The sequence below is a fragment of the Streptomyces sp. NPDC008137 genome (assembly GCF_042957035.1).
Lineage (GTDB): Bacteria > Actinomycetota > Actinomycetes > Streptomycetales > Streptomycetaceae > Streptomyces.
In genome coordinates this window covers 1-22,012 of the sequence record NZ_JBIBHN010000029.1, presented here as the reverse complement: position 1 = coordinate 22,012, position 22,012 = coordinate 1, and the positions used below count along the sequence as shown (strand labels likewise).

The following is a 22,012-nucleotide window of genomic DNA, read 5'->3' as shown; positions in this document are numbered from 1 at the left end:
GGCGATAGGGTTAACCTGCCCGGGCCGGGTGGACTCGTACGGGTGGGGAGTGACATGGAACAGATAACAGTGCGCAGCAGGGCGAGGGTCCCTGCGATCACCTGCGGGAGCAGCGCGACCAGTTCGCGCCTCGACCGCCATCTGTCGGTGCTGGGCGGTCCCGCCGTCCCGCAGCGGGAGACGGTCGAGGCGACCTCGCTGATGCGTGAACTGACCGCGCGCCAGCCGCACGACCGCAGTGGCAGGGGAGCGCGCGTACGCCGCGTCTCGCTCTTCGCACCGCTGCGCCGCCTGCGCCGCTCGCTCTTCGGCGGCAGGTAGGGGCCCGCGCTCGGGCGGTCACACCGCCCCCGGCGTCACGCTGCGCACTCGTCGTCCGTCATCCCCACGGCACGCAGCAACGCCAGGTGTGTTCCCGAGCGCGGCTCATCCCCCCGTCGGTGCCTCATCCCCGCCCGGCAGTGACCGGGGGCGTCGTCCGGCTCCGTACTCCCGGCCGCCCGTTCACCGCTCCCCGCGCGCGTACTGACGCACGGCCAGCGGCACGAAGATCCCGAGCAGCACGGCGCACCACAGGAGCGACCCCGCGACGGGATGGGCCACCGGCCAGGCCGCTCCGCCGGGCACCGGAGCGTTCCCGAACAGATCCCGCAGGGCCGTCGCCACCGCGCTGATCGGATTCCACTCGGCGACCGTCCGCAGCCACCCCGGCAGACCCGTCGTCGGGATGTACGCACTGGACAGCAGCGGCAGCAGGAAGGTCGCCCCGCCCAGCTGACCGGCCGCCTCCTCGTTCCGGGTGAGCAGGCCGAGGTAGATCCCGGCCCAGGTGCACGCGAAGCGGAACAGCAGCAACAGCCCGACGGCCCCCGCCGCTTCGAGCGGACCGCCCTCGACCCGCCAGCCCACCGCGAGCCCCACCAGCAGGAACGGCACCGTCCCGACGGCCGTGAGCACCACGTCCGCCGTGGCCTGCCCCAGCGGTACGGCCGCCCGGCTCATCGGCAGCGTCCGGAAGCGGTCCGTCACACCCCGGTGCGTGTCCTGGGCGGCCTGGAACATACCGGTCATGATGCCGCCCGCGGCGGTCGCCACCAGCAGGCCCGGTACGAGGAACGACCGGTACGCCTCGCCCGGCATCGCCAGCGCGCTGCCGAACACATAGCCGAAGAACAGCAGCATGCTGACCGGCATCGTCTGGGTGAGGATCAGCAGTCCCGGGTTGTTCCGCATCCGCAGCAACTGGCGTCCCAGCATCGCGGTCCCGTCGTACGCCAGCATGCTCATGCGGCAGCCTTCCTTTCCTCTGTGGTGGTCTCGGTCAGGCGCAGGAACACGTCGTCCAGGGTCGGTGGCCGCAGGCTCACGTCGAGCAGGGGTACGCCCGCGGTGTCCAGGGCGCGCACCAGCAGCGGGAGGGTGAGGGTCGGGTCCTTGCTGACCGCGCCCACGGCGTTGCGCTCGTGGTCGAACGACGGCTGAGCGCCCGTGAGCCGGTCGAGCACGCCCGCCGCCCTCACCAGTACGTCCGCATCCGTCACGACGACCTCGGCGTGCGCCCCGACGAGCGCCTTGAGCTGCGCCGGCGACCCGGTGTGCGCGACCCGGCCGCGGTCCACCAGGGCGATGTCGTCGGCGAGTCGGTCGGCCTCCTCCAGGTACTGGGTGGTGAGGAGCACGGTCGTGCCCTCGGCGGTCAGATCGCGCACCGCGTCCCAGATGAGGTTGCGGCTGACCGGGTCGAGGCCGGTCGTCGGCTCGTCCAGGAACAGCACGTCGGGGCGGCGGATCAGGCTCGCCGCCAGGTCCAGGCGGCGGCGCATGCCGCCCGAGTAGGTGGACGCGGGCCGGTCGGCGGCCTCCGTCAGACCGAAGCGGTCGAGGAGTTCCGCGGTCCGGGCGGCCGGACCGCGCACCCGGTGCAGCCGGCCGAACAGCTTCAGGTTCTGGCGTCCGGTCAGGTCCCCGTCGATCGAGGTGTCCTGCCCGGTGACAGCGATCCGGCTCCGTACGGCGGCGGCCTCTCGGACGAGGTCGTGCCCGGCGACCCGCGCGGAACCGGCGTCCGGCCGCAGCAGCGTGGTCAGCAGCCGCACTGCCGTGGTCTTGCCCGCCCCGTTCGGCCCGAGGACCCCGCACACCGTGCCCTCGGCCACCGCGAGGTCCAGTCCGCGCACGGCATGGACCTCCCCGAACCGCTTCTCGAGACCTTCACTAAGTACAGCGTACGTAGAAGTCATGGCTTGACCATAGCGCACTACGTACGGTGTACGTAACTAGGATGGTGGCCGAGGTGATGATCGATGGCGGGCCGAGCGGCCGTACCCGAAGTGATCTGGGCGCGCCCCGAGCGCACCGGCCGTGGGCCGAAACCGGCGTTCACCCGCGCCGGCATCGCCGCCGCGGCGGTGCGGATCGCCGACGCGGAGGGGCTCGACGGGGTGTCCATGCGGCATGTCGCCGCGGAGTTGGGCTGCGGCACGATGTCGCTGTACAACTACGTCCCGCGAAAGGAGGACCTGTACGAGCTGATGGTGGACGCCGTCGGCGCCGAGCACGAGATGTTCGAACCCACGGGCGACTGGCGCGCCGACATGCTCCGCAACGCGGAGGACACGCGGGCCATCATGTGCCGCCATACCTGGGTGCCGCGCCTGATGTCGGGCGTGTACGGCTTCAGCCCCAACACCCTGCGATACCTGGAACACTGTCTGGCCTGTCTCGAACCGCTCGACGCTCCGGCCGGCACGAAGACGGAGCTGATCGCGCTGCTCAACGGCGTGGTGACGACGTACACCGCGAACGAGATCGCGACCGCCGAGCGCACCCGCTCCATGCCGTGGTCCGAGGAGGAGGAGAACGCGGTGCGGATCGCCTACCTGGGCAGCCAGGTGGCCACCGGCGCCTATCCGCGACTGGCGGCGGCCTTCATGGAGCAGAGCGGGCCGATCGATCTGGAGGCGGTGTTCAGGCGGGCGCTCGAACGCGTCCTGGACGCCTACGACCCCCGGCGGTCCGGCTAGAGCAGCGCGAGCTGGCCCTCCGGGCCCTCCTCGGGGCCGTCCAGCACGGAGGCAGGCCGGCGGACCGCGGCCGGCACCGGGAGGACGCCCGCCTCGCGGAGTTCGGCCGTCGTGACCGGGTCGGGGACCGTCAGGTCCTCCAGGGGGCGCAGTTCGGCCAGCAGGGCGAGGACCGTGATCAGTTCGAGCAGCTCAGACGTCCAGGTCTGCGACCAGGTCGCGGGGCGGATCGCCGCGAGGGTGCCCGGCTCGCCCTCGGTGACCCGCGCGGCGAACCACTCCTCCAGGACGCGGACCCCGCCCGACTCGAAGTCCCAGGCCTCCGGCGGCACCGGGGAGACGCGGCCCTCGCCCAGCAGCAGGGTCTCCTCGTCCCTGTCGTAGTCCAGGGTCAGGGGCCGGGAGGGCAACGGGGCGCGGACGTAGGGGCGGCGGCCGCCGGGGAGCTTCGGGCGCTCGCCGTCGCGGCGCATCAGCCACAGCAGGCGGTGGCCCAGCTCCAGGCCCTGTGCCCACGCGTCCGCGTCACCGGTGAGGGGGACGGTGAGGTCAGGGCGCGCCGTGGCCGTGATCCAGGCCAGGACGTCCAGTGGGGCGGGGGCGTCGCCCAGGCGGGCGCCCAGGTGCTCCAGGAGGCCGGGGGCCAGGTTGGGTTCCCGCCCGCCCGGCCGGCGGAACAGCGGGCGGACGCGGCCGGGGCGGAGCAGCGGGAGCAGTGAGGTGACGAGGAGGGGAGGTGCGAGGGCCTCGGGCACCTCCACCACGAAGACCTGCCGTTCGTCCGCCACCCGCCACAGCTCGGGACGGGCCGCGTCGATCAGCCGCTGGTCGGGGATCAGCCACTGCTCGTCGAAGGGCGCGCGCAGCACGCGCACCGGCTCGGGGCACGGGCCCGAGGCGCGGAGCAGCTTCTCCGTGCCGCCCGTCCGGCCGGGCAGCTGACCCACCGCCGAGTGCAGCGTGCGCGAGCGGGTCGGCTCGAACAGGGTTTCGCGGTCGGGTCCCCCGGCCTTCACCAAGGCGTCCCAGCGGGCCTTCAGGGACGCGGCGTCGGGGGCCGCCGGCCAGCCCCGGCCGAGCCGCGGCGCTGCGACGGACCACGGCATGAGGTCCGCCAGCGGCGGAGCGTCGTCGTGCGTCACGCAGGGCATCGTACGGTGTGGCTCCGACACGCGGGTCAGTTGGCGTCCAGGGTCACCGTGAAGGAGAACCGGTCGCCCCGGTACTGGATGACGGCCACGTCCAGCGGCCGGCCGTCGGTGTCATAGGTGATGCCCGTGTAGTGCAGGATCGGGCTGAGCAGCGGCACTTGGAGCAGCTTCGCCGTCTCGGGGTCGGCGAGCCGGGCCTCCACCGTGTCCGTGATGCGGCTGATGTCCACCCCGACGACGTCTCGCAGCACCTTGGTCATGGGCCATCGGAGGAGGTCGTCCAGGTCGATCCGCGCGGCCAGTTCGGGACGGACGTAGTTGCGGGCGTGATTCGTCGGCTCACCCGTCTTCTCGTCGCTCCGCAGCCGGTGGTACGTCGAGACCTCCCGCACCTCCCCGAAGAACTCGGCGAGTTCGCCCGGCACGGGGATCGTGCCGTGGTCGAGCAGTTCGGTCGTCATGCCGGACTGCTGGGCCACGATCGCGTCCACCGAGCCGAGCAGCCGGACCGGGGAACCCCGGCGCGCGTGCGGCTCGATGAAGGTGCCCCGCCGGCGGTGGCGGGTGATCAGCCCCTCGTCCTCCAGTTCCTTCAGTGCCTGCCGCATGGTCAGCACGCTCACGCCGTAGTGCCCGGCCAGCTGTTCCTCGGTGGGCAGGCGCAGCGGGTCCTGCGGCGAGCGGCCGAGGATCGAGGCGCGCAGAGACTGCGACACCTGGTACCAGAGCGGCAGCTTGCGGTTCAGGACGATCGAGTCCGGGGCGAAGGAGGTCACGGGCCATCCGTACCGGTCGGGGGTGTTCAGTGCAAGGGACGGAAGTGGCGCTCCAGGCCCTGCCAGACGTCGTCGTAACGCTCTTGGAGGTGTTCCGCCCGGGCCGCGTGCGGGGTGAGGGTCAGCGGCCAGCGGGTCTCGAACATGAACGCCAGACCGTCGTCGATCTTCTGCGGCCTCAGCTCGGCGGCGCTCGCCCGCTCGAAGGTCTCCCGGTCCGGGCCGTGCGCCGACATCATGTTGTGCAGCGAACCGCCGCCCGGCACGAAGCCCTCCGCTTTCGCGTCGTAGGCGCCCTCGATCAGGCCCATGTACTCGCTCATCACGTTCCGGTGGAAGTACGGCGGCCGGAAGGTGTCCTCGCCCACCAGCCAGCGCGGCGCGAACACCACGAAGTCGACCCCGGCCAGGCCCGGGGTGTCCGACGGAGACGTCAGCACAGTGAAGATCGACGGGTCCGGGTGGTCGTAGGTGATGGTGCCGAGCGCGTTGAAACGGCGGAGGTCGTAGACGTACGGCACATGGTTGCCGTGCCAGGCGACGACATCCAGCGGGGAGTGGTCGTAGGTGGCCGTCCAGAGGTTGCCGCAGAACTTGTTCACCACCTCCACCGGGCCCTCGACGTCCTCGTACGCGGCGACCGGGGCGCGGAAGTCCCGGGGGTTGGCGAGGCCGTTCGCGCCGATCGGGCCCAGGTCGGGGAGGCGGAAGGGTGCGCCGTAGTTCTCGCACACATAGCCGCGGGCGGATCCATCCAGCAGCTCCGCACGGAAGCGGACCCCACGCGGGACGAGCGCGACATGGCCCGGTTCCACATGGAGCAGGCCGAACTCCGTGCGCAGCAGCAGCCCGCCGCGCTCCGGGACGATCAGCAGCTCGCCGTCGGCGTCGCTGAACACCCGCTCCATCGAGACGTTGGCGGCGTAGAGGTGCACGGCGACGCCGGTGCGCTGGGTGGCGTCGCCGTTGCCGCCCAGCGTCCACAGTCCGGCCAGGAAGTCGGTCTCGGGGGCCGGGTCGGGAAGGGGGTTCCAGCGCAGCCGGTTCGGGTCGGGCACGGTCTGGGTGAAGGGAGCGGTGCGGACCGAGCCGTTGTGGGTCCGGGTGAACGCCGGGTGCGCGGCCGACGGGCGGATCCGGTACAGCCACGAGCGGCGGTTGTGGGAGCGCGGCTCGGTGAAGGCCGTACCGCTCAGCTGCTCCGCGTACAGCCCGAGCGGGGCCCGCTGGGGCGAGTTGCGGCCCTCGGGCAGCGCGCCCGGGACGGCCTCGGAGCTGTGCTCGTTGCCGAATCCGGAGAGATAGGTCAGCCCTTCGGCGGTCTTCCGCACGTCCGTGCCCACGATCGCTGCTCCCTTGCCGTCCGATTCCTATGGAACACCGTAGGATTGCGTTTTCCCCGGCGCAAGAGGGACACGCACCCTCCTCTCGACGGATGACCCGAACCCGACTTGAGGACGATCCGCCCGGCCGGGCGCGCGCTCTACGCTCACGGACATGACGTGGACACGTGGACCTCGCACCCTGCTCGCGGTCTGCGTCCTGCTGGCCGGAGCCGCCGGCTGTGCCTCCGAGGAGGCGCGGGAGCGGGCGAGCGGGGCCTCGCCCACGCCCGTGGGCACGCTCCTGGAGGACCGGGACTCCGAGGGGCGGCCCTTCCGTCAGATGGCGCGGCGGGACGCGCCGGACGTCGGCATCGAGGTGCAGCCCGACGCGGGTGGCGGCTGGGACGTCCGGCTGGCCGTCCGCAAGTTCCGCTTCTCGCGGGCGGGGGCGGAGGGGGAGGCGGTGGCCGGGCGCGGACTCGCGCACCTCTATGTGGACGGCCGCCTCGTCACCCGGCTCCGCACCACGGAGTACCGGCTGGCCGCCCACCTCGTGCCGCGCGGCACGCACCACGTCACGGCCCGCCTCTACGCCGACGACGGCACCGCCTGGGCGGTGGACGGCAGGCCCGTGGAGAGCACGGCCGACATCACCGCGTCGGACCCCGTCCCGGGTGCGACGCCGAGCGTGAGCGCACCGGGGGAAGCGCGGACGCACTCGACGGACAACCGGTCCCGGACCAGGGGGCGAGGTTCACCGGACCGCGCCGGAAAGGCATCATGAAGCCCGTGCCTCACGCGACATCGCTCCGTCGTGCGCCCGTCCAGCGGCGCAGCGCCGAACGCCTGACCAGGATCCTCGACGCCTGCGCCGACCTCCTCGACGAGGTCGGCTACGACGACCTGAGCACCCGCGCCGTCGCCCAGCGGGCCGGCGTCCCCATCGGCTCGGTCTACCGCTTCTTCGGCAACAAGCGCCAGATGGCCGACGCGCTGGCCCAGCGCAACCTCGAGCGGTACTCCGCCCGCGTCACCGAGCGCCTGCGGGAGACGGGCGGCGGGGACTGGCGCGTGGCCATGGACGCCGTGCTCGACGAGTACCTGGAGATGAAGCGCACCGCGCCCGGCTTCTCCCTCGTCGACTTCGGCAACCAGATCCCGGTCGGCGCCCGCCGCAGCGAACCCAACCACCGTGTCGCCGACCTCCTCGGCGAACTCCTCTCCGGCTACCTCGACCGCGAGCCCGACGAGGAGCTGCGCCGGGTGTTCCTCATCGCCGTGGAGACCGCCGACACGCTCGTGCACCTGGCCTTCCGGGTCGCGCCGGAGGGGGACCCGAAGATCATCGAGGAGATGCGGGAGATGCTCCGGGCGTATCTGTCCCGGGTGCTCGACTGACCCGGTGCACGGAGGTCAGGGCCCCTCCCGCGATCCGATGCCGTCAGGGACTCCCCTCCATGCATACCGGTCGGTATGCTCGGCGCGTTCGCGCGTCACCGAAGCCGCCGCCCCCGGGAGGACCCGTGTCCCGCACCGCCCTGCGTATCTGTCCCCTGTGCGAGGCCACCTGCGGCCTGACCCTCACCATCGAGGGGACGCGCGTCACCCGGGCCCGAGGTGACCGCGACGACGTGTTCAGCGAGGGGTTCGTCTGCCCCAAGGGCGCGTCCTTCGGAGCCGTCGACTCCGACCCCGACCGGCTGCGCACCCCGCTGGTGCGCAGGGACGGCGAGCTGCGCGAGGCCACCTGGGAGGAGGCCTTCGACGCCGTCGCCGCCGGTATCCGGCCGGTCGTCGAGCGGTACGGCCCGAACTCCGTCGGCGTCGTCCTCGGCAACCCCAACGTGCACACCATGGCCGGCGCCCTCTATCCGACGCTGCTGCTCGCCGGGCTCGGCACCCGCAGCGTCTTCACCGCGTCCACGGTCGACCAGATGCCCAAGCACGTCTCCAGCGGACTGCTCTTCGGCGACGCGAACGCCATCCCCGTGCCCGACCTCGACCACACCGACCATCTGCTCCTGATCGGTGCCAACCCGCTGGAGTCCAACGGCAGTCTGTGCACCGCCCCCGACTTCCCGGGCAAGCTCAAGGCGCTCAAGGCCCGGGGCGGCACCCTCGTCGTGATCGACCCGCGGCGCACCCGCACCGCGAAACTCGCCGACCGGCACATCGCCGTCCGGCCCGGCGCCGACGCGCTGCTGCTCGCGGCGATGGCGCAGGTGCTCTACGACGAGGGTCTCGTCGACCCGACCCCGCACGTCGAGGGCATCGAGGAACTGGCCGGGGAGCTGCAGGAGTTCACACCCGAGGCGGTCGCGGAGGCCTGTGACGTCGAGGCCGGCGTCATCCGCACCCTCGCCCGCGAGCTGGCCGCCGCCCCCACCGCCGCCGTCTACGGCCGCATCGGCAGCTGCACCGTCCCGCACGGCACCCTGGCCAGCTGGCTCGTCGACGTCCTGAACATCCTCACCGGCAACCTCGACCGGCCGGGCGGCGCGCTCTTCCCGCAGGCCGCCACCGACAAGACCCCGCGCCCCGCCGGACCCGGCCGCGGTTTCGCCCTCGGGCGCTGGCTCTCCCGGGTGAGCCGGCACCCCGAGGCGAAGGGCGAGCTGCCCCTGTCGGCCCTCGCCGAGGAGATCGACACCGCCACCGAGGAGGGCGAGCCGGTCCGCGCGCTGATCGCCGTCGCCGCCAACCCCGTACTGTCCGCGCCCGACGGCGACCGGCTCGACAAGGCGCTCGACTCGCTCGACTTCATGGTCAGCGTCGACCCCTACCTCAACGAGACCTCGCGCCACGCCCACGTGGTGCTGCCCCCGCCCCCGCCCTCCCAGAGCCCGCACCACGACTTCGCCTTCAACACCCTCGCCGTACGCAACCAGGTCCGCTACACCCGCCCCGCGGTCCCGCTGGAACCCGGCCGCATGGCGGAGACGGAGATCCTGGCCCGGCTGATCCTCGCCGCGACGGGCATGCACGGAGCCGACCCCGCCGCCGTCGACCGGATGGTCATCGACCAGACCCTCGGCAAGGCGGTCACGGAACCCCACTCGCCGGTACACGGCCGCGATCCCCGCGAGCTCGCCGCGCAGCTCACCGGCGACACCGGCCCCGAACGACGGCTGGACATGATGCTACGCCTCGGCCCCTACGGCGACGGCTTCGGCGTACGACCGGACGGGCTCTGCCTGGAGAAGCTGCTCGCGCATCCGCACGGCATCGACCTCGGCCCGCTGCGGTCCCGGCTCCCGCAGCCGCTGAAGACCCGCAGCGGCCTGGTGGAGCTGCTGCCGGGGCCGATCGCGGGCGACCTGCCCCGGCTGCGCGCGGCCCTGGCCGAACGGCCCGACGGGCTCGTCCTGGTCGGCCGCCGTCATCTGCGCTCCAACAACAGCTGGATGCACAACGTGCCCGCCCTGACCGGCGGCTCCAACCGCTGCACCCTGCACATCCACCCCGAGGACGCCGAACGGCTGGGCGTGACGGACGGGGCGCCGGTGCGGGTGAAGGGCGCCGGGGGAGAGGTCACCGCGCCCGCCGAGGTCACGGACGCCGTCCGCAGGGGTGTGGTGAGCCTCCCGCACGGCTGGGGCCACGACCGGCCCGGCACCCGCCTCAGCCACGCCTCTACCGACCCCGGCGTCAACGTCAACCAGATCCTCGACGGCCGGCTGCTCGACCCGCTGTCGGGCAACGCGGTCCTCAACGGAGTGCCCGTCGAATGCGCCCCGGCGGCCGAAAAGCTCATGCCCCTGACCTGAGCAAAGCTGTGACCAGCAGTTTTGCGCTTATTGCTCGCACGTCAACGTCTTGTTAACGCTGCTTTGCGGGACCTAACGTCTCGGGAACCGCCGGCCCTGGTGGAATGTTCAAGGGCGAACGTTAGGTACCCACTCATGCTGACAATCCTCGGCTTCGCCATGATCGCGACCTTCCTGGTCCTGATCATGATGAAGAAGATGTCGCCGATCGCGGCGCTCGTGCTGATTCCCGCTCTCTTCTGCGTGTTCGTCGGCAAGGGCGCCAAGCTCGGCGACTACGTCCTCGACGGCGTGACCGACCTCGCCCCCACCGCGGCGATGCTCATGTTCGCGATCGTCTACTTCGGCGTGATGATCGACGTCGGTCTCTTCGACCCGATCGTCCGCGGAATCCTCAAATTCTGTAAAGCGGACCCGATGCGCATCGTCGTCGGCACCGCCCTGCTCGCGGCGATCGTCTCGCTGGACGGCGACGGCTCCACCACCTTCATGATCACCGTCTCGGCGATGTACCCGCTGTACAAGCGCCTGAAGATGAGCCTCGTCGTGATGACCGGTGTCGCCGCCATGGCCAACGGCGTGATGAACACCCTCCCCTGGGGCGGCCCGACCGCCCGCGCCGCGACCGCGCTCAAGCTCGACGCCAGCGAGATCTTCGTCCCGATGATCCCGGCGCTCCTGGTGGGGCTGCTCTTCGTCTTCGGCCTCTCCTACGTGCTCGGTGTCCGTGAGCGCCGGCGGCTCGGCGTGCTGACGCTGGACGAGGTGCTGGAGGAGGAGAAGGAGACCGAGACGGTCCTCGTCGGGGCCGGTGGCCCGGGCGACGGCAAGGCCGACATGCGCAAGGGCGGCGGCGCGGGTGCCGGCGCTGGTGCCGGCGCGGGCGCGGGTTCCGGCGGTGGCACCGACGCCGAGGACGACGCCGAGGACGACCGCCTCCAGGGCCTCGACCCGAACCGGGCCACCCTGCGCCCCAAGCTCTACTGGTTCAACGCGCTGCTCACGGTCGCCCTGCTCACCGCCATGATCATGGAGTGGCTGCCGATCCCGGTGCTGTTCCTGATCGGTGCCGCGCTGGTCCTCACCGTGAACTTCCCGCACATCCCCGACCAGAAGGCCCGCCTGGCCGCGCACGCCGACAATGTCCTGAACGTGTCCGGCATGGTCTTCGCCGCCGCCGTCTTCACCGGCGTCCTCCAGGGCACCGGCATGGTCGACAACATGGCCAAGTGGATGGTGGACGTCATCCCCGGCAGCATGGGCCCGCACATGGCCCTCGTCACCGGTGTGCTGAGCCTGCCGCTGACGTACTTCATGTCGAACGACGGCTTCTACTTCGGTGTCCTGCCCGTCCTCGCCGAGGCCGGTGCCGCGCACGGCGTCTCCCCGGTGGAAATGGCCCGCGCCTCGCTGGTCGGCCAGCCCCTGCACATGTCGAGCCCGTTGGTCCCGGCCGTCTACGTCCTGGTCGGCATGGCCAAGGTGGAGTTCGGCGACCACACCAAGTTCGTGGTGAAGTGGGCCGCCCTCACCTGCCTGGTCATCCTCGGGGCGGGCATCCTCTTCGGAATCATCTGACCCTGCTCGGCTGAGGTCGCCGGACTGATGTTGTTCGATCCCCGTTGGAGGACATTGTGAGGCCCGGTGGGAACCGCGGCTGGCTGCTCCGCCTCGTCATCGCCTTCGGCTTCGCCCAGGCGGCGGTGTCGATGGCCCGGCCCGCCGTCTCCTACCGGGCCCTCGCGCTGGGCGCGGACGAACGCGCCGTCGGTGTGATCGCCGGTGTGTACGCGCTGCTTCCGCTGTTCGCCGCCGTCCCCCTGGGCCGCCGTACCGACCACGGCCGCTGCGCACCCCTCCTGCCCTTCGGCGTGGTCCTCATCTCCGGCGGCTGCGCACTGAGCGGCGTCGCCGGCTCCCTGGGGACGATGGCCCTGTGGAGCGGGGTGATGGGCCTCGGTCACCTCTGCTTCGTCATCGGCTCCCAGTCCCTCGTCGCCCGCCAGTCCGCGCCGCACGAACAGGACCGCAACTTCGGCCACTTCACCATCGGCGCCGCCCTCGGCCAGCTGGTCGGCCCCATCGCGGCGGGCGCGCTGATCGGCGGCGAGGACATGGTCCGCACCAGCGCGCTCGCCCTGGTCGTGGCGGGCGGGGTCGGCGCGGTCGCGTTCACCTCGCTGTGGCGCATCGAGCACCGCCGTACGGCGGGCACGTCCCGCGCGGACAAGGGCGACCGGGTCCCGGTCCGGAGCATCCTGCGCACCCGGGGCGTGCCCGCCGGCATCCTCATCAGCCTCGCCGTGCTGTCCGCGACCGACATCCTCACCGCGTACCTCCCGGTGGTCGGCGAGCACCGGGGCATCGCGCCGTCCGTGATCGGCGTCCTGCTCAGTCTGCGCGCGGCGGCGACCATCGCCTGCCGCCTGGTGCTGACGCCCCTGCTGCGGCTGCTCGGCCGGACCATGCTGCTCACCGTGACGTGCCTTCTGGCGGCCCTGCTTTGCGGGGGGATCGCCCTGCCGGTGCCGGTGTGGGCGCTCGGGCTGCTGCTCGTCCTGCTCGGCTTCTGCCTGGGCGTCGGGCAGCCGCTGTCCATGACGACGGTCGTCCAGGCGGCACCCGAAGAGGCCCGCTCCACGGCTCTCGCCCTCCGTCTGACCGGCAACCGGCTCGGCCAGGTCGCCGCGCCCGCCGCGGCCGGGCTGATCGCCGGGGTCGCGGGGGTGGCGGCGCCGTTCGTGATGCTCGGGGTGCTGTTGCTGGCGTCCGCGGGGGTCGCGGTGCGGACGCCGCGCGAGCCGGACGAGGCGGCGGAAGCAGGGGAAGCAGGGGAAGCGGACGACGACCCCGAACCCCGGCGGGACGGGTTGCCGTTGGGCCGGAAGAGCGACATCTGACGCGTCGTGGGCGCTGCTCCGGCGTTTCCGGGTGACATGTGGCAGATAGTCAGGTGACGAGGTGTTTGTATGAAAATCATCTGACTTGGAGGCATGTTCATGCCCGTCGTACCCCTCGCGCGCCGTGCCGGCACCCGCACCGCCGTCCTCGCCGCTCTCACCCTCGCCGGGACCACCCTGAGCGGGGTGCCCGCTGTCGCCGCTCCGGGGGACAACGGGGACGTCAAGATCCACGCGACCGAGACGGCCGCCACTGATCGCCGCAACGATTCGAAGGTCTGCGACTTCTACCTCGCCGCGTTCGACTTCGAGGCGGGCGAGACGGTCAACTGGACCATCCAGGCCCTGCCGGAGGTGCCGGCCAAGAGCGGCTCGGTCACCCTCAACGCGGCCGGTGCGGGCCGCAGCCCGCTCATCGACCTGCCCAACGGGCAGTACAAGCTGACATGGCTCACCGACCGGGCCCACGGCGCGGGCAAGTTCAAGGTGTTCCAGGTCGCCTGCCCGGACTCCAAGGCCACCATCACCCCGAACGGCGGGGCGCCGGCGGGCGGTGGCGGCATCGCCCGTGCCGAGGCCTTCACCCCGGTCGCCGGAGCCGCCGCCGTCGGCCTGGCCGCCGTCGCCGGAGCGGTCTGGTTCCGCCTCCGCCGCCGCCCTGATGGCGCGGCGTAGGACACCATCCGCGTATCGCGCCGCTCCTCCTGTGGGGCGGCGCGAGTCCGGGGCGGGCGGTGGTGCGGGTTCGGTGGGTCGGGGTGGGGGTGAATCCGGAGCTGTCCCGGGGGGTCGGCGTGGGGGCGGGACCGGTTCCGATGCGGTGGGGCGGCCTGGAGGCAATTCCGGTTCCGGTTCCGGCGCCGTGGGGCGGCGCGGGGCCGGGGAAGAGTTCGCGGCCGCCTCGGTGTCCCGGCGTGGGGGCGGGTCCGGATACGCCGCCGCTCCGGTGAGTCGCCGAGGGACCGGGGTCGTCGGCGTCCCGGGCGCTCCGCGAGGTGGGGCTGGTTGCGCCGCCATCGGGGCGGGTCGGCCCAGGGGTGGGGGAGGGGGCAGGTCGGGTGCCGAGCCGGTGGTTCGGCGCGGGGTCGGGGCTCGCGGTGAGCCCAGGAGTCTCGATCGGCCCGGTCGGCCCGGTGTGCCCGGTGTGCCCGGTCGGCCCGGAGGCCGCCGTGGGGCCGGGGGCAGAGGCCCGGAGGCCTGGCCCCGGCGGTCTCGCAGGCCCTGGTACCGGACGCGTGCCTACCGGCTGGCGCGGACGATCGCCGTGGCCTTCTCGTTGCTGCTGCTCGGTGTCTGCTGGGACCCGGGCGACGTGCCCGGCGGAACGGTCACGGCCCTCCCGAGCGGCTCAGCCGGCGCCGCCGCGGCGGCCCTGACAAGTACCTCCGGTACGGTCCCGGCCCCTTCGGGCGACGCCGCCGCCACCCCGCCCGGCCGCTCCGCCGCGCCCTCCACCCTCCCGGGAAACTCATCAGGCTCCCCGTCCGCCCGGCCCGGCCCCTCCCGAACCGCCGCTACAGGCCCCGGCACCGGCACGCCCCAGGCATCCGCGTCCCGTACGGCCCCGCCCCAAGGTTCCGGCCCCCACACCTCCAAGCCCCCCACAGGCAGCCGAACCCCACCGCCCCCGCGCCCCACAGCCGGCACCCCCGGCCCGGCCCGCACCCGACCCCCCGCCCGCACCCGGCGGCCCACCGCCCCCGGCCCCCTGCCCCCCTCCCCGGCCACCCGCCTCCTCATCCCCTACCTCCGTGTCGACGCCCCGATCATGCCCCTGGGCCTCGACCGCGAACGCCGTCTCACCGCGCCCCCGGAGGACAACCCGAAACTGGTCGGCTGGTACCGGCACGGCGCCTCGCCCGGAGAGCAGGGCATCGCCGTCGCCGTCGGGCATCTCGACACGGACCGCGGTCCCGCCGTCTTCGCGGGGCTGACGCAGCTGAAGCGCGGCCGGGTCGTCGAGGCCCGCCGCGCCGACGGGCGGATCGCCGTCTACACGGTCGACGCGATCAAGTCGTACGAGAAGGCGCGGTTCCCGAGCCAGGAGGTGTACGGCGCCCGGGGCCGGCCCGAGCTGCGCCTGATCACCTGCGGCGGCGCCTACGACCGCAGGAAGGGCTACTCCGGGAACGTCGTGGTCTTCGCCCACCTCACCGCCGTCCGGTGACGCCCTGGCCGAATCGGGCCGTCCGCCTTCTCACCAGATGGACCGAAGCCCCCGATCCCGCCCGGTGTCTTCCCTCGGCCGCACACATTCCGTTAACTTCCGTGACCCACAGCCCCGTACGACCCGAGCGGGGCCTCCGGTCCGCGGAGCACCAGCGCCCTGAAGACCCCTCGGGGGCATCTCATGACACGCGCCATCTCCCTGCACGACGTGAGCAAGGCCTACACGCGCGGCTCCCGCGTGGTGGACCGGCTGTCGCTGGACATCACCCCGGGCGAGTTCCTCGTGCTGCTCGGCCCGTCCGGCTGCGGCAAGTCGACCGTGCTCAGAATGATCGCCGGGCTGGAGGAGATCGACGAGGGCGAGCTGCTGCTCGACGGCGAGTACGCCAACGACCTGCCGCCGTCCGGCCGGGACATGGCGATGGTCTTCCAGAACTTCGCCCTCTACCCGAACATGACCAGCCGGGCCAACATCGGCTTCCCGCTGCGTATCGAGGCCCCGGGCACGGACCCCCGCCCCCGCGTGGACGCCACCGCCCGCATGCTGGGCATCGAGGACCTCCTCGACCGCCTGCCCCGCCAGCTCTCGGGCGGCGAACGCCAGCGTGTGGCCATGGGCCGGGCCATCGCCCGCCACCCCTCCGCGTTCCTGATGGACGAGCCGCTGTCCAACCTCGACGCCAAGCTCCGCACCCATCTGCGCGCCGAGATATCCCAGCTCACCGGGGAGCTGGGCGTCACCACGGTCTACGTCACCCACGACCAGGCCGAGGCCATGTCGCTCGGCGACCGGGTCGCCGTACTGCGCGGCGGCGTGCTCCAGCAGGCCGACAGCCCGCGCGTGGTGTACGCGCTGCCCAGCAATGTCTTCGTCGCCGCGTTCATCGGCACCCCGCGCATCAACCTCCTGCGCGGCCTGGTGCGTGCCCCGCTGGACGGCGCGATGACCATCAGCCTGGGCAAGCAGTTCCTGCGCCTGCCCGAACCGCTCTCCCTGGACCACCAGTTGCTGCGGGTCCAGCAGGGCCGCGAGGTCATCGTCGGCCTGCGCTCGGAAGCCGTCCGGATCGCCAAGCACTCCTCGGCACGGCCCGGCGAGGTGCCGATCACCGGCCTGGTCGAACACGTGGAGTTCCAGGGGCACGAGATCCTCGTCCACTTCGACACCGGCTCCAGCCCCGCCGTCGTCCCCGACCTGGAGGCCCCGCGTCCCCGCCCCGGCCGCCCCGCCCGGCCGCGCCGCCGCGAGGGCTCGGTGCTCACCCGGCTGCGGGAGCGGTCCGGAGCCGGGCGGGCCGGACCCGTGGTCGCCCTGGACCACCCCGAGGCGGCCGCCCCCGCCGAACCCCGCCTGCCCGGGGACCTCATCGTCCGCACCACCCCGGACCTGGCCCTCCGCCACGGCATGCAGGTGCCGCTCCTCGTCGACCTCGCCCACCTCTTCGTCTTCGACCAGAACGGCGACCGCGTCTGCCCGCACCCGGCGCGCCTGCCCGACCTGGAAAGGTGAGCAGCCGCACACCCTCACCCGGGCACCCGTGACCAAGACGTCTGGCGCCGGAAAACTATCGTCGCTAGTTTATGTTCCGGAAGACCGGACGACGACGCCCCGCCCCCGGAGGAAGCGCGATGAAGGCACACGACGGCATGTACATCGGGGGCGCCTGGCGCCCGGCCGCCGGCCAGGACGTGATCGAGGTCGTGAACCCGGTCGACGAGCAGGTCATCGGCACGGTCCCCGCGGGCACCGCCGAGGACGTCGACACCGCCGTACGGGCCGCCCGCGCCGCCCTCGCGGAGTGGGCCGCGACCCCGCCCGCCGAGCGCGCCGCGCGCCTGGCCGCCCTCCGGGACGTGCTCGCGGCCCGCGCCGACGAGATCGCCGAGACGGTCACGGCCGAACTCGGCTCGCCCCTGAAGTTCTCGCAGGCCGTCCACGCGGGCGTGCCGATCGCGGTCGCGGGCTCCTACGCCGAGCTGGCGGCGACGTACGCCTTCGAGGAGAAGACCGGCAACTCGGTCGTGCACCACGAGCCCGTCGGTGTCGTAGCCGCGATCACGCCCTGGAACTACCCCCTGCACCAGATCGTCGCCAAGGTCGCCCCGGCCCTCGCTGCGGGCTGCACGATCGTCGTGAAGCCCGCCGAGGACACCCCGCTGGTCGCTCGCCTGTTCGCCGAAGCGGTGCACGAGGCCGGTCTCCCGGCGGGCGTCTTCAACCTGGTCACCGGCCTCGGCCCGGTCGCCGGACAGGCCCTCGCCGAACACCCCGGTGTCGACCTGGTCTCCTTCACCGGCTCCACCGCCGTCGGCCGGCAGATCGCCGCGATCGCCGCCGGGCAGGTCAAGAAGGTCGCCCTCGAACTCGGCGGCAAGTCCGCCAACGTCATCCTCCCCACCGCCGACCTGGCCAAGGCGGTCAACGTCGGGGTCGCCAACGTCATGTCCAACTCCGGGCAGACCTGCAGCGCCTGGACGCGCATGCTCGTCCACCGTGACCAGTACGACGAGGCGGTGGAACTCGCCACCGAGGCCGCCGCCAAGTACGGCGATCGCATCGGCCCGGTCGTCAACGCCAAGCAGCGGGCGCGGGTGCGCGGCTACATCGAGAAGGGCGTCACGGAAGGCGCCCGCCTGGTCGCCGGCGGCCCCGAATCCCCGCGCGAGACCGGGTACTTCGTCAGCCCGACCGTCTTCGCCGACGTCACCCCGGACATGACCATCGCCCAGGAGGAGATCTTCGGCCCGGTCCTGTCGATCCTCCCCTACGACGACGAGGAGGACGCCCTGCGCATCGCCAACGGCACGGTCTACGGCCTGGCCGGCGCCGTCTGGGCCGGGGACGAGGCCGAGGCCGTGGCCTTCGCGCGCCGGATGGAGACCGGCCAGGTCGACATCAACGGCGGCCGCTTCAACCCCCTCGCGCCCTTCGGCGGGTACAAGCAGTCGGGCGTGGGCCGTGAACTCGGCGTGCACGGCCTGGCCGAGTACCTCCAGACCAAGTCCCTCCAGTTCTAGAACCAGGGGAGTCCCTTCCGTCATGGCTGTCCGCGCCGCCGTTCTGCCCGCCGTCGGCTCCCCGCTGGAGATCACCGGCATCGACCTGCCGGACCCCGGACCCGGACAGGTCCGCGTCCGGCTAGCCGCCGCCGGGGTCTGCCACTCCGACCTGTCCCTGTCCGACGGGACCATGCGCGTGCCCGTCCCCGCCGTCCTCGGCCACGAGGGCGCCGGTACGGTCGTCGCCGTCGGCGAGGGCGTCACCCATGTCGCGCCCGGCGACGGGGTCGTCCTCAACTGGGCCCCGTCCTGCGGCGCCTGCCACGCCTGCTCGCTCGGCGAGGTCTGGCTGTGCGCCAACGCCCTGAAGGGCGCCGGTGACGTCTATGCCCGTACCGCCGAGGGCGCCGACCTCCACCCCGGCCTGAACGTCGCCGCGTTCGCGGAGGAGACGGTCGTGTCCGCCGCCTGTGTCCTGCCGGTGCCCGAGGGCGTCCCGCTCACCGACGCGGCCCTCCTCGGCTGCGCGGTCCTCACCGGCTACGGCGCCGTCCACCACTCGGCCCAGGTCCGGCCCGGCGAGACGGTCGCGGTGTTCGGCGTCGGGGGAGTGGGCCTCGCCGCGCTCCAGGCAGCGCGTATCGCGGGCGCCTCGAAGATCGTGGCGGTCGACGTCTCCGCCGAGAAGGAGGAACTGGCCCGGGCGGCCGGAGCCGACGACTACCTCGTCGCCTCCGACACGACCGCCCGCGAGATCCGCGGCCTCACCGGCAAGCAGGGCGTCGACGTGGCCGTCGAGTGCGCCGGGCGGGCCGTCAGCATCCGCACGGCCTGGGACTCCACCCGCCGCGGCGGCCGCACCACGGTCGTCGGCATCGGCGGCAAGGACCAGCAGGTCACCTTCAACGCCCTGGAGATCTTCCACTGGGGCCGCACCCTCTCCGGCTGCGTCTACGGCAATTCCAACCCGGCCGAGGACCTCCCGGTGCTCGCCGAACACATCCGCGCGGGCCGCCTCGACCTGGGCGCGCTGGTGACGGAGCGGATCTCCCTGGAGGGCATCCCGGCCGCGTTCGAGAACATGCTGGCGGGCAAGGGCGGCCGGGCGCTGGTCGTCTTCTAGCCCGGCTCTCCCGGCACCCTCGCCACCCCGGCCTCCGCGCGAGGCCGGGGCCTCAGGCGTGCCCGCACGCGCGGTCGGTGCCAAGTACAGGTAAAAGTCCTGGTGCGCGACCCGTTGACGTCCATACCGTCCGGTCAGTACGTTCCCGGAACCCGAGCCACCCCCCGTTCCGTCCCCGCACCCACCGGAGCGTGCACCGCATGGACACGGCACCTTCCGCTCAGCCCGCCACCACCACCCCGGCCGCCGGCAACCGCCGCCGGGTCGCCACCGCGGCAGCGCTCGCCTCCGCCGTCGAGTGGTACGACTACTTCGTCTTCGGCATCGCCGCCGCGCTCGTCCTCGGCGATCTCTACTTCCCCGCGGGCAGCCCCACCGCCGGCGTCCTGGCCTCGTTCGCCACCTTCGCCGTCGGCTTCCTCGCCCGCCCCATCGGCGGCATCGTCGCCGGCCACCTCGGCGACAAGCGCGGCCGCAAGCCGATGCTGGTCCTCGCGCTCACCCTGATGGGCGTGGCCACCACCGGCATCGGCCTGCTGCCGACCTACGAAACGATCGGCGTCGCGGCCCCGATCCTGCTGGTCCTGCTCCGCGTCGCCCAGGGCGTCGCCGTCGGCGCCCAGTGGGGCGGCGCGATGCTCCTGGCCACCGAGTACGCCCCGGAGGGCAAGCGCGGCGTCTACGGCAGCTTCGTCCAACTCGGCGTCCCGATCGGCGTGGTGACCGCCAACACGGTCTTCCTGGCCGCCGGCGCCCTCACCACCGACTCGGCGTTCGCCGCCTGGGGATGGCGCGTGCCGTTCCTGGTCGGCCTGCTGGTCCTCGGACTCGCCTGGTACATCCACACCAAGGTCGAGGAGACCCCCGCGTTCCGGGAGGCCGAACGCGCCCTCGCGGAGAAGGAGAAGACCGAGCAGAGCTCGCCGCTGCGCACGATCCTGCGCGGCCACCTCGGCACGGTGCTCCTCGCCGGTGGTTCCTTCGCCGTCAACACCGCGACCTTCTACATCCTGATCACCGGCGTCCTCGACTACACGACCCGCGAGCTGGACATGAAGAAGAGCGCGGTGCTCACCGTCTCGCTCTGCGTCAGCCTCACCCAGCTCGTGCTGATCCCGGCCGCCGCCGCGCTCTCCGACCGTGTCGGCCGCATCCGGATCTACGCCCTCGGCGCGGTCGGCATCGCGCTGTGGGCCGTACCGCTCTTCCTGCTGATCGACACCGGCTCGCTGCTGTGGCTCGCGGTCGGCACGTTCGTCGCCAGCTGCTTCCTGAGCATCATGTACGGCCCCCAGGCCGCCCTGTTCGCCGAGCTGTTCACGCCCGAGATGCGCTACACCGGCGCCTCCCTCGGCTACCAGATCGCGGCCGTCGCCGGCGGTGGGCTCGCGCCCTTCGTCATGGTGCTGCTGCTGGAGGCGACGGGCACCTCGATGGCCGTCTCCGGCTACATCATCGTGCTCTCGGTGATCGCACTGGTCTCGATCAAGGTCCTCGCGGACCGGGCGCGTTCGGCCGAATCGGCGGCCGAACCCGCGACCGAGTCGGCGGCGGAGGCCGAGTCAGCGGGCTGAGTCCGCGGCCTCCTCGGGCCGGGGCTCCGGAGCCGCTCCCGGAGCCCCGCCCCGAGCTGCCGCCCGTGACCGCGACCGGGACACCGCGACACCCGCCAGGCACAGCACACCGCCGACCAAGGTGAGCAGCCCCGGCACCTCGCCGAGAAACAGCCAGGACATCAGGACGACCAGCGCGGGCGCCGCGTACGTCGTCGCGCCCATCCGGCTCGCGGTCGTCCGGGACAGGGCGTACGCCCACGTCGTGAAGGCGAGGGCGGTCGGGAAGATGCCCAGGTAGACCATGTTGAGCGTCGCGGAGGCCGGGGCGTCGGCGGCCTCCCGGACGAGCTGCCCGGCGAACGGCAGACACAGCACCGCGCCGACCAGGCACCCGAACGTCGTCACCTGCAAGGGGCTCGCCGTGCCCAGCGCCGGCTTCTGCGCCACGACACCACCGGCGTACGCGACCGCCGCCAGCAGGCACAGCGCCACCCCGAGCACGGAGGATCCGCCCTCGCCCGACATCGAGAGACCCACCGTCACCGCACCGGCGAACGACACCGCCATCCCCGCCAGCAGCCGCGGCGGCATCGGGTCCCCGAGCAGCCGGGCACCGAGCAGCGCGATCAGGATCGGGCCGGTGTTCACGACCAGGGCGGCCGTGCCCGCGTCGACCTGCTGCTCGCCCCAGTTGAGGGCGACCATGTAGAAGCCGAACCACAGCAGCCCCGATATCGCGATCCCGCGCCAGGCCGAGCGGGGCGGCACCCCCTCCCGCCGCAGCAGGCAGATCAGGCCCAGCGTCAGCGACCCGGCCAGCAGCCGCCCGAGCGCCAGCGCGCCCGGCGAGTACGCGTCACCCGCACTGCGGATCGAGACGAAGGCGGATGCCCACAGCACGACGGTGACCGCGGCCGCCGCGGCGGCCAGCAGCTCCTCCCGGCGGACGGGGCGGGACGGGGAGGTGTTCATCATGCTCCAGAGGCTAGGGGCGGGACCGGAGCGGACGCTCGCGGATTTCGGACGATGGGCTGGGGCGGACCGGGATGGCGGTGTGGATCGGGCCCGGGGCGAGGTGGTGCGGTGGGCGGGGTGAGGTGGTGCGGTGGGCGGGGTGAGGTGGTGCGGTGGGCGGGGCGAGGTGGTGCGGTGGGCGGGCGAGGTGGTGCGGTGGGCGGGGTGAGGTGGTGCGGTGGACGGTGCCAGGTGGTGCGGTGGGCGG

The 22,012-nt window shown here is 72.8% G+C and carries 19 protein-coding genes and 1 pseudogene; 13 read left to right on the top strand and 7 right to left on the bottom strand.

Translation table 11 applies throughout. The features are described 5' to 3' along the window. The first annotated feature begins 54 nt into the window (after positions 1–54). Entirely contained in the window at positions 55–321 is a 267-nt protein-coding gene (locus ACFZBT_RS32575; RefSeq protein ID WP_184562045.1) for a hypothetical protein, read from the top strand. Between the two features lie 183 nt (positions 322–504). On the opposite strand, the gene ACFZBT_RS32570 is transcribed toward ACFZBT_RS32575, so the two are convergent. Then, on the bottom strand, positions 505–1,287 hold the full coding sequence (locus ACFZBT_RS32570) for an ABC transporter permease (protein ID WP_391111272.1): 783 nt from the start codon (positions 1,285–1,287) through the stop codon (positions 505–507). After that, positions 1,284–2,240 carry an ATP-binding cassette domain-containing protein gene (locus tag ACFZBT_RS32565; RefSeq protein ID WP_391111270.1) on the bottom strand — a complete coding sequence of 319 codons (957 nt, stop codon included), beginning with the start codon at positions 2,238–2,240 and terminating at the stop codon, positions 1,284–1,286. The genes ACFZBT_RS32570 and ACFZBT_RS32565 overlap by 4 nt, the downstream gene beginning before the upstream one ends. Positions 2,241–2,303: 63 nt before the next feature. Between ACFZBT_RS32565 and ACFZBT_RS32560 the strand changes: the two genes are divergently transcribed. Then, complete coding sequence (locus tag ACFZBT_RS32560) at positions 2,304–3,023, top strand: TetR/AcrR family transcriptional regulator C-terminal domain-containing protein (protein WP_391111267.1); 720 nt, start codon at positions 2,304–2,306, stop codon at positions 3,021–3,023. Here the strand turns inward: ACFZBT_RS32560 and ACFZBT_RS32555 are convergent. From ACFZBT_RS32555 to hmgA, 3 genes are read right to left on the bottom strand one after another with little or no spacing between them, the layout of a single operon-like run. Then, positions 3,020–4,174: a type ISP restriction/modification enzyme gene (locus tag ACFZBT_RS32555; RefSeq protein WP_391111264.1), complete on the bottom strand. Its 1,155-nt coding sequence runs from the start codon at positions 4,172–4,174 to the stop codon at positions 3,020–3,022. The two genes, ACFZBT_RS32560 and ACFZBT_RS32555, sit on opposite strands and share 4 nt — an antisense overlap. A gap of 26 nt (positions 4,175–4,200) precedes the next feature. Then, positions 4,201–4,950, bottom strand: coding sequence for a UTRA domain-containing protein (locus ACFZBT_RS32550; protein WP_391111261.1), 750 nt, complete (start codon positions 4,948–4,950; stop codon positions 4,201–4,203). 26 nt (positions 4,951–4,976) lie between these two features. Beyond that, on the bottom strand, positions 4,977–6,293 hold the full coding sequence (gene hmgA, locus ACFZBT_RS32545) for a homogentisate 1,2-dioxygenase (protein WP_391111258.1): 1,317 nt from the start codon (positions 6,291–6,293) through the stop codon (positions 4,977–4,979). 154 nt (positions 6,294–6,447) lie between these two features. Between hmgA and ACFZBT_RS32540 the strand changes: the two genes are divergently transcribed. The 11 genes from ACFZBT_RS32540 to ACFZBT_RS32490 all read left to right on the top strand — a co-directional run bounded on the left by ACFZBT_RS32540 (position 6,448) and on the right by ACFZBT_RS32490 (position 20,808). Beyond that, a complete protein-coding gene (locus ACFZBT_RS32540; protein ID WP_391111255.1) occupies positions 6,448–7,059 on the top strand; it encodes a hypothetical protein in 612 nt (203 codons plus the stop codon). After that, complete coding sequence (locus ACFZBT_RS32535) at positions 7,056–7,673, top strand: TetR family transcriptional regulator (RefSeq protein ID WP_391111253.1); 618 nt, start codon at positions 7,056–7,058, stop codon at positions 7,671–7,673. The genes ACFZBT_RS32540 and ACFZBT_RS32535 overlap by 4 nt, the downstream gene beginning before the upstream one ends. 125 nt (positions 7,674–7,798) lie before the next feature. Then, a complete protein-coding gene (locus tag ACFZBT_RS32530; protein ID WP_391111250.1) occupies positions 7,799–10,042 on the top strand; it encodes a molybdopterin-dependent oxidoreductase in 2,244 nt (747 codons plus the stop codon). Positions 10,043–10,177: 135 nt separating this feature from the next. After that, a complete protein-coding gene (locus ACFZBT_RS32525; protein ID WP_391111247.1) occupies positions 10,178–11,620 on the top strand; it encodes a citrate:proton symporter in 1,443 nt (480 codons plus the stop codon). 56 nt (positions 11,621–11,676) lie between these two features. Continuing rightward, entirely contained in the window at positions 11,677–12,942 is a 1,266-nt protein-coding gene (locus ACFZBT_RS32520) for an MFS transporter (RefSeq protein WP_391111244.1), read from the top strand. A gap of 93 nt (positions 12,943–13,035) precedes the next feature. Then, entirely contained in the window at positions 13,036–13,617 is a 582-nt protein-coding gene (locus tag ACFZBT_RS32515) for a hypothetical protein (protein ID WP_391111242.1), read from the top strand. After that, on the top strand, positions 13,604–15,109 hold the full coding sequence (locus tag ACFZBT_RS32510; protein WP_391111240.1) for a class F sortase: 1,506 nt from the start codon (positions 13,604–13,606) through the stop codon (positions 15,107–15,109). The genes ACFZBT_RS32515 and ACFZBT_RS32510 overlap by 14 nt, the downstream gene beginning before the upstream one ends. Positions 15,110–15,292: 183 nt before the next feature. After that, positions 15,293–16,621 (top strand): ATP-binding cassette domain-containing protein, encoded by a 1,329-nt coding sequence (locus ACFZBT_RS32505; protein WP_391111237.1) that lies wholly within the window; start codon positions 15,293–15,295, stop codon positions 16,619–16,621. A 119-nt stretch (positions 16,622–16,740) separates the two neighbouring features. After that, positions 16,741–18,129, top strand: a complete 1,389-nt coding sequence (locus tag ACFZBT_RS32500; protein ID WP_391111234.1) for an aldehyde dehydrogenase family protein — start codon at positions 16,741–16,743, stop codon at positions 18,127–18,129. Positions 18,130–18,151: 22 nt separating this feature from the next. After that, positions 18,152–19,234, top strand: coding sequence for a zinc-binding dehydrogenase (locus tag ACFZBT_RS32495; protein WP_391111233.1), 1,083 nt, complete (start codon positions 18,152–18,154; stop codon positions 19,232–19,234). Positions 19,235–19,434: 200 nt separating this feature from the next. Continuing rightward, a complete protein-coding gene (locus ACFZBT_RS32490) occupies positions 19,435–20,808 on the top strand; it encodes an MFS transporter (RefSeq protein ID WP_391111230.1) in 1,374 nt (457 codons plus the stop codon). On the opposite strand, the gene ACFZBT_RS32485 is transcribed toward ACFZBT_RS32490, so the two are convergent. Then, positions 20,797–21,762, bottom strand: a complete 966-nt coding sequence (locus ACFZBT_RS32485) for an EamA family transporter (RefSeq protein ID WP_391111458.1) — start codon at positions 21,760–21,762, stop codon at positions 20,797–20,799. The genes ACFZBT_RS32490 and ACFZBT_RS32485 overlap by 12 nt on opposite strands. Before the next feature lie 13 nt (positions 21,763–21,775). Then, positions 21,776–22,012, bottom strand: a pseudogene (locus tag ACFZBT_RS32480) (hypothetical protein); the annotation flags it as partial.

Excerpts from the sequence above, each read along its gene's own strand:
- ACFZBT_RS32575 (WP_184562045.1), top strand. The coding sequence starts at position 55 with ATGGAACAGATAACAGTGCGCAGCAGGGCGAGGGTCCCTGCGATCACC.
- ACFZBT_RS32505 (WP_391111237.1), top strand. The coding sequence starts at position 15,293 with ATGACACGCGCCATCTCCCTGCACGACGTGAGCAAGGCCTACACGCGC.
- ACFZBT_RS32560 (WP_391111267.1), top strand. The coding sequence starts at position 2,304 with ATGGCGGGCCGAGCGGCCGTACCCGAAGTGATCTGGGCGCGCCCCGAG.
- ACFZBT_RS32525 (WP_391111247.1), top strand. The coding sequence starts at position 10,178 with ATGCTGACAATCCTCGGCTTCGCCATGATCGCGACCTTCCTGGTCCTG.
- ACFZBT_RS32535 (WP_391111253.1), top strand. The coding sequence starts at position 7,056 with ATGAAGCCCGTGCCTCACGCGACATCGCTCCGTCGTGCGCCCGTCCAG.
- ACFZBT_RS32515 (WP_391111242.1), top strand. The coding sequence starts at position 13,036 with ATGTTCATGCCCGTCGTACCCCTCGCGCGCCGTGCCGGCACCCGCACC.
- ACFZBT_RS32490 (WP_391111230.1), top strand. The coding sequence starts at position 19,435 with ATGGACACGGCACCTTCCGCTCAGCCCGCCACCACCACCCCGGCCGCC.
- ACFZBT_RS32555 (WP_391111264.1), bottom strand. The coding sequence starts at position 4,174 with ATGCCCTGCGTGACGCACGACGACGCTCCGCCGCTGGCGGACCTCATG.
- ACFZBT_RS32540 (WP_391111255.1), top strand. The coding sequence starts at position 6,448 with ATGACGTGGACACGTGGACCTCGCACCCTGCTCGCGGTCTGCGTCCTG.
- ACFZBT_RS32570 (WP_391111272.1), bottom strand. The coding sequence starts at position 1,287 with ATGAGCATGCTGGCGTACGACGGGACCGCGATGCTGGGACGCCAGTTG.
- ACFZBT_RS32495 (WP_391111233.1), top strand. The coding sequence starts at position 18,152 with ATGGCTGTCCGCGCCGCCGTTCTGCCCGCCGTCGGCTCCCCGCTGGAG.
- ACFZBT_RS32500 (WP_391111234.1), top strand. The coding sequence starts at position 16,741 with ATGAAGGCACACGACGGCATGTACATCGGGGGCGCCTGGCGCCCGGCC.
- ACFZBT_RS32510 (WP_391111240.1), top strand. The coding sequence starts at position 13,604 with ATGGCGCGGCGTAGGACACCATCCGCGTATCGCGCCGCTCCTCCTGTG.
- ACFZBT_RS32565 (WP_391111270.1), bottom strand. The coding sequence starts at position 2,240 with ATGACTTCTACGTACGCTGTACTTAGTGAAGGTCTCGAGAAGCGGTTC.
- ACFZBT_RS32485 (WP_391111458.1), bottom strand. The coding sequence starts at position 21,762 with ATGAACACCTCCCCGTCCCGCCCCGTCCGCCGGGAGGAGCTGCTGGCC.